The 17,580-nt window shown below is 60.6% G+C and carries 16 protein-coding genes; 10 read left to right on the forward strand and 6 right to left on the reverse strand.

Features of this window, described 5'->3' with window-relative positions; translation table 11 throughout:
* The first annotated feature begins 43 nt into the window (after positions 1 to 43).
* The 5 genes from dsbD (at position 44) to JF539_RS07780 (ending at position 4,572) form a co-directional block, all read left to right on the forward strand.
* Entirely contained in the window at positions 44 to 1,843 is a 1,800-nt protein-coding gene (gene dsbD, locus JF539_RS07760) for a protein-disulfide reductase DsbD (RefSeq protein WP_209017039.1), read from the forward strand.
* Positions 1,840 to 2,712, forward strand: coding sequence for a TlpA disulfide reductase family protein (locus tag JF539_RS07765; protein ID WP_207139732.1), 873 nt, complete (start codon positions 1,840 to 1,842; stop codon positions 2,710 to 2,712). Before dsbD ends, JF539_RS07765 begins: the two co-directional genes overlap by 4 nt.
* On the forward strand, positions 2,712 to 3,335 hold the full coding sequence (locus JF539_RS07770; RefSeq protein ID WP_207139733.1) for a DsbA family protein: 624 nt from the start codon (positions 2,712 to 2,714) through the stop codon (positions 3,333 to 3,335). Before JF539_RS07765 ends, JF539_RS07770 begins: the two co-directional genes overlap by 1 nt.
* Positions 3,336 to 3,404: 69 nt before the next feature.
* A complete protein-coding gene (locus JF539_RS07775) occupies positions 3,405 to 3,956 on the forward strand; it encodes a L,D-transpeptidase (RefSeq protein ID WP_207139734.1) in 552 nt (183 codons plus the stop codon).
* A gap of 4 nt (positions 3,957 to 3,960) precedes the next feature.
* Complete coding sequence (locus tag JF539_RS07780) at positions 3,961 to 4,572, forward strand: L,D-transpeptidase (protein ID WP_207139735.1); 612 nt, start codon at positions 3,961 to 3,963, stop codon at positions 4,570 to 4,572.
* 107 nt (positions 4,573 to 4,679) lie between these two features.
* On the opposite strand, the gene JF539_RS07785 is transcribed toward JF539_RS07780, so the two are convergent.
* The gene (locus tag JF539_RS07785; protein WP_419247665.1) at positions 4,680 to 5,147 is read right to left on the reverse strand and encodes a transposase; all 468 of its coding nucleotides are present in this window, start codon (positions 5,145 to 5,147) and stop codon (positions 4,680 to 4,682) included.
* 466 nt (positions 5,148 to 5,613) lie between these two features.
* On the opposite strand from JF539_RS07785, the gene rsgA reads away from it, so the two are divergent.
* From rsgA to JF539_RS07810, 5 genes are all read left to right on the forward strand, one after another.
* Complete coding sequence (gene rsgA / locus JF539_RS07790; RefSeq protein ID WP_207139736.1) at positions 5,614 to 6,696, forward strand: ribosome small subunit-dependent GTPase A; 1,083 nt, start codon at positions 5,614 to 5,616, stop codon at positions 6,694 to 6,696.
* Between the two features lie 176 nt (positions 6,697 to 6,872).
* Positions 6,873 to 7,370 (forward strand): GNAT family N-acetyltransferase, encoded by a 498-nt coding sequence (locus JF539_RS07795; RefSeq protein WP_207139737.1) that lies wholly within the window; start codon positions 6,873 to 6,875, stop codon positions 7,368 to 7,370.
* A gap of 384 nt (positions 7,371 to 7,754) precedes the next feature.
* Positions 7,755 to 8,675, forward strand: coding sequence for a serine hydrolase domain-containing protein (locus tag JF539_RS07800; RefSeq protein WP_207139738.1), 921 nt, complete (start codon positions 7,755 to 7,757; stop codon positions 8,673 to 8,675).
* A gap of 547 nt (positions 8,676 to 9,222) precedes the next feature.
* The gene (locus tag JF539_RS07805) at positions 9,223 to 9,792 is read left to right on the forward strand and encodes a DUF2087 domain-containing protein (RefSeq protein ID WP_207139739.1); all 570 of its coding nucleotides are present in this window, start codon (positions 9,223 to 9,225) and stop codon (positions 9,790 to 9,792) included.
* Positions 9,785 to 10,165 (forward strand): GFA family protein, encoded by a 381-nt coding sequence (locus tag JF539_RS07810; RefSeq protein ID WP_207139740.1) that lies wholly within the window; start codon positions 9,785 to 9,787, stop codon positions 10,163 to 10,165. The genes JF539_RS07805 and JF539_RS07810 overlap by 8 nt, the downstream gene beginning before the upstream one ends.
* Before the next feature lie 324 nt (positions 10,166 to 10,489).
* Here JF539_RS07810 and JF539_RS07815 read toward each other — a convergent pair whose 3' ends face one another.
* From JF539_RS07815 to JF539_RS07835, 5 genes are read right to left on the reverse strand one after another with little or no spacing between them, the layout of a single operon-like run.
* Entirely contained in the window at positions 10,490 to 12,622 is a 2,133-nt protein-coding gene (locus JF539_RS07815) for a heavy metal translocating P-type ATPase (RefSeq protein WP_207139741.1), read from the reverse strand.
* 7 nt (positions 12,623 to 12,629) lie between these two features.
* On the reverse strand, positions 12,630 to 13,658 hold the full coding sequence (locus JF539_RS07820; protein ID WP_207139742.1) for a c-type cytochrome: 1,029 nt from the start codon (positions 13,656 to 13,658) through the stop codon (positions 12,630 to 12,632).
* Positions 13,655 to 14,899: a c-type cytochrome gene (locus JF539_RS07825; protein WP_207139743.1), complete on the reverse strand. Its 1,245-nt coding sequence runs from the start codon at positions 14,897 to 14,899 to the stop codon at positions 13,655 to 13,657. Before JF539_RS07825 ends, JF539_RS07820 begins: the two co-directional genes overlap by 4 nt.
* Positions 14,896 to 15,516, reverse strand: a complete 621-nt coding sequence (locus JF539_RS07830) for a cbb3-type cytochrome c oxidase subunit II (RefSeq protein WP_207139744.1) — start codon at positions 15,514 to 15,516, stop codon at positions 14,896 to 14,898. Before JF539_RS07830 ends, JF539_RS07825 begins: the two co-directional genes overlap by 4 nt.
* Entirely contained in the window at positions 15,513 to 17,081 is a 1,569-nt protein-coding gene (locus tag JF539_RS07835) for a cbb3-type cytochrome c oxidase subunit I (RefSeq protein WP_207139745.1), read from the reverse strand. The genes JF539_RS07830 and JF539_RS07835 overlap by 4 nt, the downstream gene beginning before the upstream one ends.
* Positions 17,082 to 17,580 lie beyond the last annotated feature (499 nt).

Raw genomic sequence — 17,580 nt, forward strand, 5'->3', positions numbered from 1 at the left:
AAGCTTAAGGCTCGCTTAAGAATGGAAAAGGACTTGGAGTATCATGATGATGCGACGATTCTTGCTTGCCGCGCTGACGGCAGTTGTTTTTGTCGGAGCCAGCGCGGCCTCCGCTCAAGTTCCATCTCAACCGCTTCCGGCGGATGAGGCCTTCGCTCTAACCGTGACATCGGAGAGCGGCGCGGTCACGCTGTCATGGGAAATCGAGGAGGGCTACTACCTCTATCGCGACTACATCGCCGCGACGACGGCGGATGGCACCGAACTGGCCATTCAAACTCCAGATGGCGAGTTAAAGGACGACCCGAATTTTGGTGTGGTCGAGGTCTATCACGACGCGCTTTCCATTCAGATGGTCCCTACAGGTTCTGACATATTGCTGACTTGGCAGGGCTGCATGGAAGACAGCATCTGCTATCCGCCACAGACCCGCCAAATCTCCTTTGAGAAGGGTGTTGGGCCGACGTTACCCGACACCGGGTCGGGAACCAGCATGTCTCCAGTGCAACTTGCCGCGCCCGCACCGGCTGCCGTCGACGGCACGGAAGGCCTGAAGCTCGCCAATGAGCCCGGTCTGCTCGACGGCCTCTCGGCGCGCGGTGGCGCAGCGCTTGTGGTGGCCGGCTTCTTCGGTCTCGGCCTCCTACTGGCCCTTACGCCTTGCGTCTTTCCAATGTTCCCGATCGTGGCGGGCCTCGTCATGGGGCAGCGCCAGCCGCCGAGCCTCCGTCAAGGTATGACCCTCTCGGCCGCCTATGTACTGGCAATGGCTGTCGCGTTCGCCGGGCTTGGTGTCGGTGCCGCTTGGTCGGGGCAGAATCTTCAGGTTGCGCTGCAATCTCCTGTGGCGATTTCAGTTGCGGCAACGATATTTGTGCTCCTCGCCTTGTCGATGTTTGGCCTCTTCAATCTCCAGATGCCGCGTTTCGTCGCAAACCGCCTGGAGCGGATTGAAAGACGTCGCGGCTCCATCGGCGGCGCTGCGTTGCTAGGCTTTACTTCTGCTCTCGTTGTCGGCCCCTGCGTGACGGCACCGCTGGCGGGTGCGCTGCTTTATATAGCCCAGACCGGGGATGTGGTGCTAGGCGCGCTTGCGCTCTTCGCGTTGGGGCTTGGGCAAGGTGTCCCTCTGCTTCTCATCGGTGCCTTTGGGCCCCGTATTCTACCACGCTCCGGTGCGTGGATGGAGGCGACCAAATGGGTATTTGGTGTCCTGTTTCTCGGTTTCGCGATCTGGTTGGCAGGCCGTATCTTGCCGGGTCCCGCGACACTGGCGTTGTGGTCAGCACTTCTGATCGGAGTAGGAGCAATCCTCGCCCAGATGCCGCGCGACGTCAAAGCCGGTCAGCTCGGCGTCGCGCTCGGGGCGATCGTGCTTTTCGCTGGCACGCTCCAGGGCGTAGGCTCTGCCGTCGGAGGAAAAGATCCTCTGCGTCCATTGGCGCCGCTTGCCACCGGCGCGTCGCAGAGTGTTGCGCAACCGGAAGGCGACGGCTTCGCCACTGTCTTCACAGCGGCGGAATTCGAGGCCGCGCTGACTGACGCGGGCGGCTCGACTATGGCCTATGTCACAGCAGATTGGTGTACTACGTGCCGTAGCATTGAGCGTGGACCACTCTCTGATCCCGAGGTGCGGGCGGCCATGAGCGAGCTTTCGCTCGTTAAGGTCGATGTGACTGATTTCGGTCCCGATAGCCAGATTCTGCTCGACATGCTGGGCGCGGCCGGTCCGCCTACGATGGTGTTCTTCGACGAGAGCGTCTCCGAGGCTCCGGGCAGTCGCATCGTGGGTGACACCGAGAGCGAAGACATGCTGCGCTCACTCCGCATGGTGTCGCAATGAACGGCATTTCCATCGGACCGATCGCCTTTGACATTGAGCGCTTCGCGTTTGTAGTCGCGGCGTTGATCTTCATGTCTGTCTTCCACGTCATGACAATTCCACAGGCGCGGCGCGGCATCGACCTGCGCCGCTGGGCCATTCCGGCCGCACTGAGTTGGCTTGTGGCGGCACGGACGGGCTTCGTGTTGCAGCACTGGGCGGTCTTTCTCGAACATCCGCTCGACATGCTCAAACTGTGGCAGGGAGGCATTTCTGTCGGCGCAGGCTTTCTGGGACTAGGAGTTCTCACCCTCTTCCTCCTCGTCCGGCGCGAGGCTGTTGTTGCGCCGATCATGGGCGCGGCTTTTGTTGGCTGGCTGGCGGGTGAACTCGTGCTGCGATCGCAAGAACAACAAGCGGGCGCGCAAACGACTTTGCCTGAGACCGCCTTTCCGCACATGGCAGGCGAACCTGTTCGGCTCGACGAGCGGCAGGGTACGCCGCTGGTGCTGAACCTCTGGGCCAGCTGGTGCCCGCCCTGCCGGCGCGAAATGCCAATGATGATGGATGTCGCGGACCGGATCGAGGGGGCCGAACTTGTCTTCGCGAATCAGGGCGAGACCGAGCAACGGATCGCGACGTTTCTAAAGAACCTCGATGAAGACGGGGAGCATGTGTCGCTTGATCCGACCTCCAGCCTGATGACCCGTTTCAACGCGATGGGCCTGCCCACCACGCTGTTTTTCGATGCTTCCGGTACACTCCGGGATGCGCACTTTGGCGAGATTTCCCGCGCCGAACTCTTGTCTCAGATCGCGACGCTTCAAAGCGCGGCCCCGCAGGCCGACGCCGACCGCGCGTCTCAACCCACTAACCAAGGAGATTTTTGATGCCTCTAACCAGACGCCGACTTTTTGCGACGGGAGGTGCTATGCTGCTCGGTACCGGTGCGCTTGGCCTTCTGCCCGGCGCTGGCCGCGCGCAGGAACTCACCGTCGAAGCGGTCCTGCGCGATCCCGATGCTCCCGTGATGGGCAACCCGAACGGCGATGTCACTATTGTCGAGTACTTCGACTACCAGTGCCCATTCTGCAAGCGCATGCACCCGACATTGAAGGACGTCGTCAAGGATGACGGCAACGTGCGCCTGATATTGAAGGATTGGCCAATATTCGGAGCGCCTTCGGTACGCGCCAGCCAACTCGCCCTCGGAGCCGTATCGCTCGATGCCTACGAGGAGGTCACCGATGCGCTTATGGCAACCCAGGCCAAGCTGAGCAACGCTGATGTAGAACTTGCGGTCGGCTCTGTTCTCAAGATCGACGATGCCATGGAAGCCTATCGCGCCGATCGCGCGAAATGGGACGGGCTTCTGGAACGAAACGATCACCAGGCCGTGTCGCTGGGCTTCCGAGGAACCCCCGCTTTCGCCATCGAGAAGACTCTCTACAGCGGTGCCCTGGATCGCGCGACGTTGGAGGAGGCCATCAGAAAAGCTCGCGCCGCGAGTTGAAGCAGGTCACAGCCAGCCTTCGAACGGGACAGCGAAACCCTTCCAAAACAGTAAAACAGGAGACTACACATGAAGAGATCCTTCACACGCCGCAGGGCGCTTTCCGTCGGTTTGGCCGGTGGAGCGAGCCTTGCCGCACCTTCGATGCTGTGGGCCGAGAGCGCCCGTCGCAATACCTCAAGCTTTACCATGCAGGATTGGCGCGACCACTTCGACGATCTCGGTAAGGCGACGATCGTAGCCGACACCGCTTCCCGCGCCTTGCATTTCTGGAACCACGACGGCACCGACTACAGGATCTATCCGACCTCTGTGCCGATGACCGAGGAACTGACCAAGCGGGGTTACACCAGCATCGTGCGCAAGAAGGTAGGGCCCGACTGGACCCCGACGCCGAGCCAGGTCGAGCGCTTCGGCTGGGAATATGTACCTCCGGGCCCAGACAATCCGCTTGGCACCCATGCCATGTATCTCAGTTGGCCCGCCTACATCATTCACGGCACCCACGACACCCGCAAGATTGGCCGACCCTCTTCAGACGGCTGCGTCGGCCTCTATAACCACATGATAGAAGAGCTTTACGGGCTATGCCCAATCGGGACACAGGTCAGGATCATCTGAGGCCATGGTGCACCGAAGAAAATTGATCATTGGGGGTCTCGCTTGTGCGGGGCTGCCCACTCTCGGAGGCGCGCTGGCACAGGAACAGGGACAGGACACGTCGAGTGTTTGGGCACCGCATATCATCGAACTGGCGGAGCCCTTTCCACCTGCTGGCGAGGTCCATGTCATGCCCGGACCGTTCCGACTCTATTGGACCCTTCCGGCGGGGCGCGCGATTGTTTACCCGGTTCGCATCGGGCGCGGCGACCTGTACGAGGCCGGTGAATACTTCATCGGTGCCAAAAAAGAATGGCCATCCTGGGTTCCGACGCCCGACATGGTTAAACGCGAGCCGGAAAAGTACGCTCAGTACGCGGAAACTGGCATGGCCGGTGGCGTAGGGAACCCGCTGGGTGCACGTGCCCTCTACCTTTTCACCGTAGAAAGAGGTGACACCTTCCTGCGTATCCATGGAACGGATGACTCTAGCACTATCGGACGAGCAGTATCAAATGGTTGCGCTGGCCTGACCAACGAGCACATGGTCGACCTTTACGACCGCGTGCCGCTGGACGCGAAAGTGTTTCTCCACCCGAAACCAGATGACGGCGGATTCACGCATGACCTTGAGTAGCTGTTATTAGGTTTTGGGACTTGTTGTGGCAGTTGGCCAATAAGCTAGCGTTCAACGATCCTTGGGTCCTTCGTCTCAGTGTGTGAAAATCTACCAGTCTGTGACCGTCAAAAAGACGCACTGTGGAACAAACTCTTCACGGACGCACCAGTACCGCGCGCGCGATGCGAGCAGCAATACAGCGATCGTACGCTTCGAGCGCGGCGCTGATCCGACGGGAAGTGGTCGAGAAGTTCAGGTGGCACAGGAGCGTCACAGACGTGGTGTAACCGCTGATCTCGACGCCCGGAACCACCAGCGTTTGATCGTCGATTCCGAGATTGATCTTGCGCCAGACCCGCTGCTTGTGACCGCATTGCCATTCGCCTTACCCCTCGACCTTGATCCCAGTTCCGTCGATCAGGAGGTTCAGCGGGCCCTTGGAGCCGCGATACGGGATGAAAACTGCCCAAGGCCTTCTGTAGGCGGGACAGCGTGCTGAGGTCGAGCACGGACCCGTCAAGGCCGACAAGCCGCAACAGGCTTTCGACAAAGCCGGTCGTCTGCCGCAGCGCGGTGACGAATAGTTCCTTCATTGTCAAGAACGTCTAGCCGGACTGCTGTGTCGCTGTAGGTCTCCTCGCGGCCACGTCTGCCTGTCGGTCGCGCATCCAAGCTCATCTCCGAATGAACCTGATCGTCAGCGAACCCTCGCGCTTGCGCGCTTCGTTGTAGGTCGGCCAGTTTCTGTTCTTGTAGGCGGGGCGGGGGGCTCGTGCAGCTCAGGTGCCACGCTGGCTCACGAGATGAATCCCTGCACCGGCTTTGTGCAACAGAGCCGAAAAGGTGTTGAAAACATAGGCTCTTGGAGCTAACATAGCTGCGATCACGATGGAGATTTGATGTCCCGGTAAAGTGGGGAGGCTGAAGTCCTCCCGATGCAAAACTGAAACGCAAAAAGCGCTGCTGGTAAACAGAAGCGGCTTTCTTTGTTTTGCCTAGTTGTACCTTACCGGATGAGCTGAGCCACGCTCAAGTTCGCGACATGAAAGACAATCCACGATGACACGTGACTACTCCCAATTATTCCCCGCTCAATCAGGGGTTTACGCCTCACGACAAGAACTTAGCGTTCTAAACGCTCTTGGCTGGCAGCCTTACTTCTCTCAACAAATCGATATAAACGAGCTAGTATTAACACCGCCCGTTCGTGTCGTTGAGGTGCACCGCAATGCGCTTCATGTTCATGGCGACGGTATTGACGAAATGTTACCTCCACGCCACGACGCAACAGTAGGTGATTGGCTGTTGCTTGACCGAGATAACTTGAAGTCTAGCCGTGTACTCGCTCGTAAAAGCTTGATGAAAAGGCGCGCGCCTGGCACTGATCGGCAAGAGCAGTTTATTGCTGCAAACATTGATACAGCATTCATTGTGTCGTCCTGTAATCAGGATTTCAAAGTGGCTCGCCTTGAGCGCTATGCTGCCGTGGCATTCGAGGCCAATATTACTCCGGTCATTGTTCTGACTAAAACGGATATGATCTCTGACCCGCAAGGCTATATTGAAGCAGCTGAAACAGTGTCCGAGCTCATAGATGTCGTCGCGCTTGATGCGAAGAGCAATGAACCAAAGCTAAAGCTCGCTGAATGGTGCAAGCCGGGTGCAACAGTCGCGTTTCTGGGGTCATCTGGTGTGGGTAAATCTACATTGGCAAATGCGCTGCTCGAGACGCATTCCATCGCAACGCAGTCCATTCGCGAGGATGACGCTAAAGGTCGACACACGACGACACGGCGACAACTGCACACCATGCCCAATCGTTGTCTGATTCTAGATACTCCGGGCATGCGTGAACTTCAACTCACGGATGCAGCGGCGGGCATTGAAGACCTCTTTGCCGATATTGGTGAGCTTTCGGAAAGCTGTCGCTTTAGGAACTGCAAGCACGAAACAGAACCAGGGTGTGGCGTTTTGAAAGCGATCGAAACTGGAGACCTTAATCCAGCCCGGCTCGCACGATGGCGAAAGCTAAAGGCTGAGGATGCCTTCAACTCCACAAGTCTTCTCGAGAGAAAGGAGAAAGATAAGGCCTTTGGAAAAATGGTTCGAAATTTTAAGAAACAGAATGACAAGCGGAAATAGATGACTGCCATGCATGAGCGAAAATTGAATACCCCTTGGGCGCTGAATCCGGTGGAGAGTGATAATTCTACGATGCAGCCTCACTCTACTCCAAATGGAAATCACCGGCACATAACGCCAAAACACTTCAATCACCTACAAAACCACCTCTTGCAAGCTGACCTGGAGAACGTCACATGCTGATACGTACCGAACACGAACAGGACATTGCGGCGATCAGCTCATTAGTCACTGAATCACTGGCAATCATTCCGCAATCTACCGGTACAGAAGCAAAAATCGTTGAGGCTCTGCGGGCCCAAAGCGCCTTGGACCTGTCTCTGGTGGCGGTCGAAAACAGTAAGGTAATCGGATATCTTGCTGCTTCAGATGCGCGTATCGGAGAGCAGGGAGGTTGGAGCCTAATTGGTCCGCTTGGTGTTTTGCCTTCCAGGCGACTTCAAGGCATCGGAACGCTCTTGATGAATGATGCTCTTAATCGTCTTCGTAAAACAAGGCGCGGAGTGGTGTTGGTTGGTGAGCCGAGTTATTATTCTCGATTCGGTTTTAGAGCGTTCCCGAACATGACTGTGGCTGGTTGCCCCCCCGAAGTCGTACAAGCGCTGCCTTTTGATGAAACAGAGCCACATGGGGAAGTATATCATCATAAGGCATTTGCCTTGGAGCGGGAATAGTTCAATGTGGCGGGGCGGCATTGCACGATGGGGAATGTCGCCCGGCCGTGTCGGAACTGTTTCGGTTTGATTGTGATAAATTTGAGCAGCTTTAGCCCAATGCTATCGCTAGGGAGGGTAACCGCTGTCTACAGTGTTACATGTGATGCTGTCGGCTAGTCACCGACATGCCCCTCAGGAGAATGTTGATCGAGAAACCTCGGGCCCAGATTCGTGCCCGGGGGGCTCCGGCGAATGTTCAATGGTGGCAATGAGTTCAAAGTAGCGAGTGTTATGGCGAGAACGAATGTCGGCATCGTAGGTAGACCTTGTGGCCGCTGTATAGTGTCCCTATCGTCCTTGGATTGAGCTAAAATGTGTTGGTTTCGGGAACCGGAGAACGAAATGATCCACGGCCATTCCCAACCTGGCGCTTACGCCTTTCGCAGCGAGGGTGAGCTTCAAACCGACAGCGATGTGCCGTGGCCGTGGTGGAGCATCACCAAGACGGTCCTCGCCGTGGCGGCTCTGCGGCTTTGCGAGCAAGACAGACTGGCCTTAGACACTGCATCACCACTCTTCCCGACGACACTTTTCGAGTTGTTGAGGCACACGGGCGGCGTGCCGTCCTATACGCGGCTCGACGCTTACACAAAGGCGGTTGCGCTTCGGGGCGAGCCTTGGACCTTCGAAGAGATGATCGCCAGGATACGCCTTGACGAGCCGGACTTTCCGTCCGGCCGCGGGCTCGTCTACTCCAACACAGGCTACACCTTCGTGCGTCGGATGATCGAAGACGCGGCGGGCGAACCGATTGATCGGGCGCTTCGCCGACTGGTTCTCGATCCTCTGGAGCTGGAGGCTACCCAAGTGGTCCTCGCCCCCGGAGATGCTGGAGGCGAAAAACTCGATCGCGAAGGCTATCATCCGGGCTGGGTTTATCATGGTCTGATCTGTGGCTCCGCATCAGACGCCATCCGCTTTCTTGACGGTGTGTTCGGCACCAACTTCCTGAATGCCGACACGAAAGACTTGATGCTGAGGCGGATCGAATTGGGACCCATGGAAGGTCGACCGTGGGAGACGTCGTCGTATGGGCTGGGTTTGATGTGTGGGACGATGCCAGACATCGGATCGGTCGTCGGACATTCCGGCGCGGGGCCGTTCTCGGTCTCGGCGCTCTACCGGACGGAAGGCTCGGACGCTGCCCGCACCGCTTGTTTCTTCATGACCGGGTCTGATGAAGGCCGAGCCGAGTGGGTTGTCCGAAGTTTGCTGCGCCGATTTAGACCAGATCCAAGCAAATCCAAGAAACCGGGCAAATAGCGGAACCGCAGCGAAAGTACGCTCCGTCCCGCGTTGCGGTCGTCCGGCTCGAAGAATTCTTCGGGCGAGATCGAACGTGCTCTTCGGTAGCATCATCTGACACACAATCCGGAGCACAGCCCTGAGAGGTCGACACCGAGAGAGCATCCACATTTACGTTAGGAGCTTTCTTGAGGGGGTCAAATGTTCAGGCCAGTATGTTTAATCTAATCTGCAAGCCGCAAGCACGCCACAGAAATGGGTCTGCATCGAGTTCGTGCCCTGAGCCGATCAATTCGAATTTCGGTATGCTAAACAAACCGTTCCTCCACGATGGTTGCGTCCGGATGTCAAATCGGCCGTGATTCGATCACCGATGTAATCATTTGGCGCTTGGAAATCCGATATTGACTTGGTACTCAGAGGTCGGTCGGCAGACACCAAGGCGTCGCTGCCCCGCTTCGGGGTGCTAAACCTGCCAAACTCTCGATCGGTTCCGCATTCATCCCGGCGCCCGTCGTCAAGACAGCGACCAACGACATTGGCCAGCGCCGGATATGGATGTGTTATGCCCAAAGTCCCCGTTTCGGTGCATGTCGAGGATTTGACGCTCTTCGCAAGTGCCCTGTCAAAGCAGCTCGGCAACACCAGCCCAAGCCACCTTCAGCTGATGAACATGCTGGCACGCGCCGCAGGGTTCGAAAACCTGCAACACCTGCGCGCATCCCGGGCCGCGACGCGTCGTGTTCTCAGCGCGGTGGAGGATACCGACTATGACGGTCGTATTGTCGAACGAGCGCTGAACCAGTTCGATGCCGCAGGTCGACTGCGACGCTGGCCGGCCAAGCGACAGACGCAGAACGTCGCGCTCTGGGTGCTTTGGTTGGCGTTTCCGGCTGAGAAAAGGATGTCGGAACGTGATGTCAATGCGTGCCTCGCTGCGGAGCATCTCTTCGAAGACCCGGCAACGCTGCGGCGCACGTTGATTCCCACCGGGCTGCTCAGCCGCAAGGCTGACGGGACAGACTATCGGCGCCGCGAGAAGGAGCCGCCACCCGAAGCCAAAGCGCTAATTCATTTGATTTCCAGTCGGCGGAAAGTGCGGCCAGACCCCAAAGAGGAGCTTCGTCATGCATAAGGGCTCATGCTTGTGCGGCGCAGTCCGCATCACTGTCGAAGGCGACCTCCCGCAGCCGAACGCCTGCCATTGCAACGCCTGCAGAAAGCAAACCGGCCACTTCGGCGCCTCGCTGGACGTGCCTAGAGCAGCGGTTCGCATCGAGGGTGAGGAGAACGTGAAATGGTATCTTTCGTCAGAGAAGGTTCGGCGCGGATTCTGCGGGACCTGTGGGTCAACCCTGTTCTGGGATCCTGTTCATCATAACTGGACTGCAATTGCGATGGGTGCCTTCGACGGATCGACAGGCACAAAACTCTCCATGCATATATTCGTATCAGAGAAAGGCGATTACTACGAAATTGCTGACGGTCTGCCGCAGAACGATCGCTGAGAAAAACGTAAGCGCCGCCCGAGACCCTCGGCCTGATCAACTTGACGGCCGGAAATTCTTTGGCAGCAGGTCGTCGAACTGGCTTTGGGGATGTCCGTTCGCGATAGCCTCGAGGGTTCCCGATGCAGATCGATGAGACGTCGGCTGGCGTCACCTACAACCGCTGCTCAGTCAACCAGACGCTGTTGCGTCCCTCACCGTCCGCGAGGACAAGTGCAGCCTGGCCTGGCTAGAGAAGCAGTCCGTACGATTTGAGAAAACGTTTGGGATCGGCACCGAACACATAGTCGGATCGATCATAGCAATTTTTCCACATTAGCTTATCTAGGCAGGTTCCCTGTTTGAAACAACGGCGCTCGGGTCGGTCGCCAGTCGTGTGGGACCTGCGAGCCTTAGGCTGTTCAGCGACACCGACAGCGAGCTTGCGAGCATAGCGAGGGCCGCCATTGTCGGCGAGAGGTGACCGGTTAAGGCGAAGGGGACAATCAGGGCATTGTAGACGAGGGCGAGGCCGATGTTTTGCCGACCAATGCGTACGCTGCGCCGAGCGATGGAGATCGCGGTCACGACCTGCTCGATCCCGCCGTGCAGGATTGCAACGTCCGCGGTCTGCGCGGCTGCACTGTGCGCCTCTGCGACCGAGATACCGCAGCCGGCGCTTGCTAGCGCGGGCGCATCGTTGACGCCGTCGCCGACGAACAGGACGGGGCCTTTCGACCGCGCCACCAGGACGGCCTTGTCCTGCGCGGTGCAGGCGAAATGAATGTCGGCTTCATCGAGTCCGAGCTTCGCGCCGACCGCCCGTGCAGGCCCTTGACTGTCGCCCGTCGCAATCTGAATCGAAACGCCGTCGCGTCCAAGCGACGCCAGCAGTCCAGCGGCGTCGGGACGAAGCTGGTCAGCGAGATCGAGCGCTCCGATCGGCTTGCCGTCGAGCGCGACGATGAGGCGTGTCAGCCCGGCGTCGGTCGAGCTACCAACGACCGAGATAACGCGTCCTGATTCGTCCTGTGCGACGGCACCGCGCGGCTGGCGCAAACCGCCCTCTCCAATCTCCGATCCGTGCCGTGCGACAATTGCCTGCGCGAGAGGATGGAGGATTCCGGTTTCGGCCCGCGCCGCCAGGCCGAGAACCTCGTCGCTGGTCCAGCCCGGTTCCGGCAGGACGCCGGTTACGCGGGGCCTGCCTTCCGTCAGCGTTCCCGTCTTGTCGAAAATGGCGGTCCGGACACGCGCCAATGTCTCGAAGGCGTTAGGCTCGCGGATGCGGATGCCGCGCGCCGCCGCGATCCCCGCCGCGCGCGCCTGGACCAGCGGTGCGGCGAGTGACAGGGCGCAAGGACAGGCACCGGCCAGGATGGCAAGCGCTCGCAACGCCGCGTCGATCATGGACACGCCAAAGATTGGCGTGACGATCAAGATCGAAAGGGCAAGTCCCGGGATCTCCCATGAGAGTTGGCCTGCGATGCGGTCCGCGGCATTCGCGAGGGTGCCGCGGCGGGCGATCTCGAGTGCAATCGCGCCGCCCATACGGTCGATGTCGCGATCTCCGTGGTCACGGTCAACCTCGACGAACATCCGCCGTTCGAGATTGACGGCGCCGGCCTCGACGCGGGCTCCTGCACAGACGGGGATGGGCATGGATTCCCCGGTCAGGACGGATCGATCGACGGCGCTCGTACCAGAAACGACGATGCCGTCCACGCTGATGGCGTCGCCGGCATCCACCCGCACCCGTGCGCCGCGCGCGATCATCGCCAGCGGCGTTTCTGTCGTCGCTCCACCCGTCACAAGCATCGCGGTTTCGGGAGTGGAGGATTGAAGGGCGGTCAGCGCTTCTATGGTGCTGCGCCGCGTGATCGCATCGAGCAGCCGGCCGACCAGCAACAAGGTGACAAGCATCGTTGCCGTGTCGAAATAGACATGCGACGAGCCGTGCACGAGGGCAGCAATAGAGATGGTGACCGCGCCGAGCGAGCCAACGGCGATCAGGAGATCCATGCCTGGGGTGCGCAGTCGCAGCGACCGGGCGGCCATCCAGAAGATACCGCGCCCGGCCCAAAGGACCGGCAAGGCAAGCCCCCCTGCGCCAAGCGCGATCCACCAGCCGGTCGCTTCATCGACCGCGGAGACGTAAAGGACGATAGAGAGCGCCATCGACCACATGCCGGCCATCACCGCGACGGCGAGCCGAAGAGACAGGCGGCGAATGTCGGCATCGAGCCGCGACGCCAGTTCCTCGGCATGATGACGTTCGATGAGCCGGTAGCCGGCGACCGCGACGGCGCGTCCGATCCCTTCGACGCTTAGCCGCGTTTCGTCCCAATCCACCAGGGCCGAAGCGGTGAGATGATGGACGCCGACTGAGCGGACGGCCGGAAGACGGCTTAGATGCCGCTCCAGCCCTCGCGCGCAGCCGCCGCAAGCCAGACCCTCGATGGCAAAGAGCCGCCGCATGCCGTCGTCATTCTGGCGCGCCGACCGGGCGGACCGGGTCGGGCGTGCCGACGCCGAGCAGTACGCCGTTCACCTCCTGCCCGTAGTAGATGTCGTCGCCGTCATGGAACAGGCGGCGGGTCTCCTCGACGGTCATGTCGCCCTGACGCGCATCCTTGGGCCGTTCGAAGCTGTTGATATAGGCGGCGACGTCCCACGCCTCCTGATCGGTCAGTGTCCCGGGCCTGGAAAGCGGCATGTTGTTCTGGATAAACGCCGCGGCCGTGTTGATACGCGCCATGCCGGCTCCCCAGTTGTAAGAACCCGGCCCCCAGAGCGGCGGGAAAACGTAGCGGCCGTTGATGTCCTTTTGGCCCTGTCCATCGCCGGCATGGCAGACGGCGCAATTGGCGGCGAAGACCTCCTGCCCACGCTCGGGCGAATAGCCGAGCTCGGTCTTGGGGACGGTCCCAAAGCCGCCACCTTCCATCTGCGTGTTGTTGGGCGCGCCGCTCGCCAGCCAGTAGAAATAGCTCTGGAGGTCGCGGTAGATGTCGTCGCCATGCGGCGGCGGCTCTCCGGAGACCGAATGCTGCGCGTTCATGGAGAAGGTGAAGCAGCCCATCACCCGGTCTTCCATCGTGTTGATCTGGTCGTTCTTCGCCCGGTATTGCGGGTAGCGGCCCCAGGCGGCCCACATGGGCGCCGAATAGGGCTGACGGCCCTCGCCGAGATGGCAGTTGGCGCAGGACAGCCCGTTGCCGACATGCTGCGAGGCATTGGTGGCGGTGTTCATGAAGATCGCCTGGCCGCGACGGACGGAATCGCCGAACGCGCCATCCGGCATCTCGTCATTGCTTGGTGGCTGGAAATATCCCGACGCGACCGTCTGATCGCCCCGTTGAAGGCCGGGAATCAAGCCGGACTCGTAAAGAAGCGCACCCAGGGCGGCAATGATGAGCGTTCCCCCGCCCGCGAAGATCAGGCTTTTGACGAGACGCCCCTTGCGTGGGCTCGCAGGCTTGGCAGGCACGTCCTGTTCTGTTTCGGAGCTCATTGTCCTTCTCCCTGTTCGGCGAGCATGTCGCCCGATCCGGCCGGGACGGGCGGGAGCGAGGCAAGATAATCGGCAACGGCCCGGCGATCGGCCGCGCTGAGCGCGCTCGAGATGTGCTCCATAAGGTCGAGCGAAGAATTGGTGCGCTGTCCGCCCGCCCAGGCTGCGAGTTGGCTTGCCGTATAGGGCGCGTGCTGGGCCGCCAGTGGCGGAAACTCCGTCGCAACGCCGAAACCGGATGGACCATGGCAGGAGAAGCAGGACGGGACGGTCAGGCTCCAGTCGCCTTCACGCGCCAGTTGCTCACCTCGTTCCAGATCGCCGCCGAGGTCGGGCCGCGCATTGGAGGGCACCCGCAGACCGGCATAGTAGACGCCGAGCGCCCGCTTCTCCTCGTTGGAGAGTTCGGCGACCACAACGGCCATGGATTCGTTGATGCGCCGTCCCGCTGCGAAATCCCCAAGCTGCTTGACGATGTAGTCCGTCGGCAGACCGGCCAGTCGCGGCGTGTTTTCGCGGCCCTGGCCGAGATCGCCATGACAGCTCGCGCATGACCATTGGCCGCCGCGTCCCTCGAAGATCAGCGCGGAGATTTCTGGCGAGACGGGTTGGCTCGTGCCGCTGGCAAATGTCGGCTGCTCGTCGAGCGCGAAACCTGTATCCTCGGCGACGCCTGCCCCACCTCGAAAGCTTCCAAGGTCGGCGACGCGGCCTCGCAGTTCGGCAACCTCAGCGGCTTCCAGAGCCCGGTTGCTCTCACCCCAGCGCGACGTCACGTAGGATGCCAGTTCGGCGACCTCGACATCGGTGAAGACGCTGGCGAAGCTCGGCATGTGGCCGTCATAGAGCGAGTCGTTAACCCGGATCGGGCCGTCGATCCCGCGCAGCATGATGTTTGCAACCAGTTCGGGGCCGTTGCGAACGAAGGGCGAGCCCGCGAGCGGCGGAACCGCGCCACGAATGCCGAGACCGTCCGGCTGGTGGCAGGTCGCGCAACTGGCTTCGAACAGCGCGTGCCCAGGCTCGACTGCCTGCCCGGTCGCGAGTTGGGTGTCCTCGACTCGCTCGACCTGCGCCCGCTCCTCGTGCCGGCGCGTGTCGAACAACGTGGCGGCACCCCAGACGCCGAGCGCGATGGAGATGCCGAGAAGCGGCCAGGGGATCGAGGCATCGAGTTCGTAGGGCTCGAAATGCTCGTCGGGATGGCGCGGGTCTTGCTCGGGTCGACGGTCGGCGGTCATTCGGCATCCCCCCGCGGGCGGTAGCCATCGTCGCGGATGCCGTCCTGCGGCGCCGGATAGGTCCGGTCGAGCGAGAGCAGATAGGCCGTGAGGTCCAGGGCTTCCTGGCTCGCCACCACCACGCCCTCGGCGGGAGCGAATTCGGGCGGCAGAGCGACGACGACGTCACCTTCCTCCGCCTCGGCCTTCACTTCGAAGAGGAAGGGATAGGCGGGCATGATGCTCCATTCGAAGATCGCGCGCGGCTGGTAGAGATGGGTCAGATGCCAGCTTTCAGACGGTAGGCGCGCACCGACATTGAGAAGGTCGGGACCGGTCCGCATCGTGCCGAGCTGATGAGGAGAGTCGTAGAAATAGTCGGCCGAGACCGACGGACGGCCCCAGCCGCGCTCGCCGTCCGGCGCCTGCTCGGGCGCGCGCGGCTGCTGGCTATGACAGTAGAGACAGCCCATCGAGACGTAGGCGTCGCGACCGCGCTGCTCCTCGACGGTGTAGGGCTGAAGCCCGGCGGGCGGTTCCGGCCTCGCCATTTCGATACCGGGCGCGATCACAAGCATGAGGGTGGCGAAGGCGAGGATGCCGAGCGAGATGATGGAAAGGGGAAGATAGTTGTTCATTCGGCTGGCACCGTGCGGACGGTTTCCGGTGCGCGCTGCGGCAGGAGAATGCTGGCGACATTGAAGGCGAAGAGGATATGGCCGAGCGTCATCAACGCTCCGCCGACACTACGGGCCTCGAGATAGGGCTTGGTAAGGATGACGCTCTCGGAAAACGGCCGCGTCCCGTCGAGCATGGCGAGCCCTTGCAGCCAGCCGCCGATGGAGAGCCCGAAGAAGTAGATCGCGAAGCCGACGACGATAAGCCAGAAATGGGCGTTGATCAGCGCCGGCCAGCGGAAGGCGCGGCCGGTCATCCGCGGCAGCATGTGATAGGCCGCACCGAACATGGTGATCGTCACGAAGGCGTAGGCACCGAGATGGGCGTGGCCGACCGTGTAATGCGTGAAATGCGTGACCGAGTTGACCGAGCGCAGCGCCTCGATCGAGCCCTGGAACGACGCCATAGTGTACATGAGCGCGCCGAAGGCGATGAAGCGCAGCGGCAGCGATTCCTTCAGCGCCCATAGGTTTCGGCCGACGGTGATGTGCTGGTTGATCGCGACCGCGATGACTGGGATGAACATCATCACCGAGTGAACCACCGAAAGCGTGGCGACCCAGGTCGGCACCGGGCCGCCGATCAGGTGATGGATGCCGACCTGGCTGTAGAACAGCGCCAGCCCCCAGAAGCCGAGCAGCGAGACCGAATAGGAGAAGATCGGTTTGCCGATGATCTTGGGAATGAAATAGTAGGCCGTGCCGACGCCGAGCGGAGTCAGCCAAAGGCCGAGTACGTTATGGGCGAACCACCAGTTGACGGTCGCTTCCTCAACGCCGGAGTGCACGTAGGGCAGGTTGGCGATGACGAAGAGGCAGGGAAACCACAGGATGCCGGCGAGGAAATACCAGCCGGTGACGTAGATGTGGTGGACCTGCCGGGCCAGCGTCGTTTTGACCAGTGGCACCATGAAGAAGAAGCCAGCGAGCGCAAGCATGAGGTCGAGCTGCCAGGGAATCTCCAGCCATTCCTCACCATCGGTCCAGCCGTTTGCGATGGCGAGCGCGCCTAGAAGGACCGCGAGGTTCCAGAGTGCGGCTCCGATCAGCGGCATGCGCGGCGCGCGCAGCGGGGTATGGAAGATGCGCGGCAGGATCCAGATCATCGCCGCGATGCCGACCTGCGACAGCCAGCCATAGATGACCAAGTTGAGATGGAGCGTGCGAACGCGTCCAAAGGTTAGCGGGGCGTGGTCGGAGAGCCAGTCGGGCAAGTGCAGCTTGAGCGAGGAGACGAGACCGAAACCGGAGCCGACGACCAGCCAGACCGTGGCGGCGATCAGAAGGACCGCTACGGGCCGAGCGGAAATCGCGTCGATGCCGCTACGAACCGTGTCGAAATTATACGGCCTGGAGGTCGCCGTCTCGCCGCTTTCGACGTGGCCTTCATCGCCGGGATCGAAGATCACGCGGGCATCATGTTGGTCGGGCGCAACCTGCTTGTTGCTGATCGCCCAGATCAGGAACCCGAGGGCGAGCAACGACACCACAAAACTCAGCGCCAGCAACAGCCCCATCGTCACCATGTGCCCGTCCTCCCCTCGCAACTCCATTCAATGCAGAGTTGCGGAAGCAGAAGCCGCCCAAACTTAAGACAACCTTAAGGCCACTAACGGGCATCGCAGTCGATGAAACTCTTCCCGACGAACCCGTACTTGGTTGCCGGCGATGTGGTGCACTCATCCTTCGCTGACAAGCCGTTTCGGTTTGCCGACCATCGTCTCCCTCGAATCGCGCCAAAAAACTCAGCGATAGTATACTTGCCGCGCGGCCCTTCAAGGAAATGCGAGGTGATATGACGAGCTTGCAACGGTAGAGACCGCCACGATTTTCTTCAGCCGGGCGCTCTCGTCCCTAAGCGCGTTTGGTCGGCGCATCTCATCCGGCGGGAACCTACCGTATTTTTCTTGCAGCTGAAATAGGTCGCTTGGCCGATACCGGCCTTGCGGCAGATTTCTGCGACCGGCGTTCCTTGCTCTCCCCGCTTCATGATAAGGGCCTCCCGAGCTCTCGTGAACTTCGATG

It is taken from the genome of Roseibium aggregatum (genome assembly GCF_017309185.1).
In the GTDB taxonomy this organism is placed as follows: Bacteria; Pseudomonadota; Alphaproteobacteria; order Rhizobiales; family Stappiaceae; genus Roseibium; species Roseibium aggregatum_B.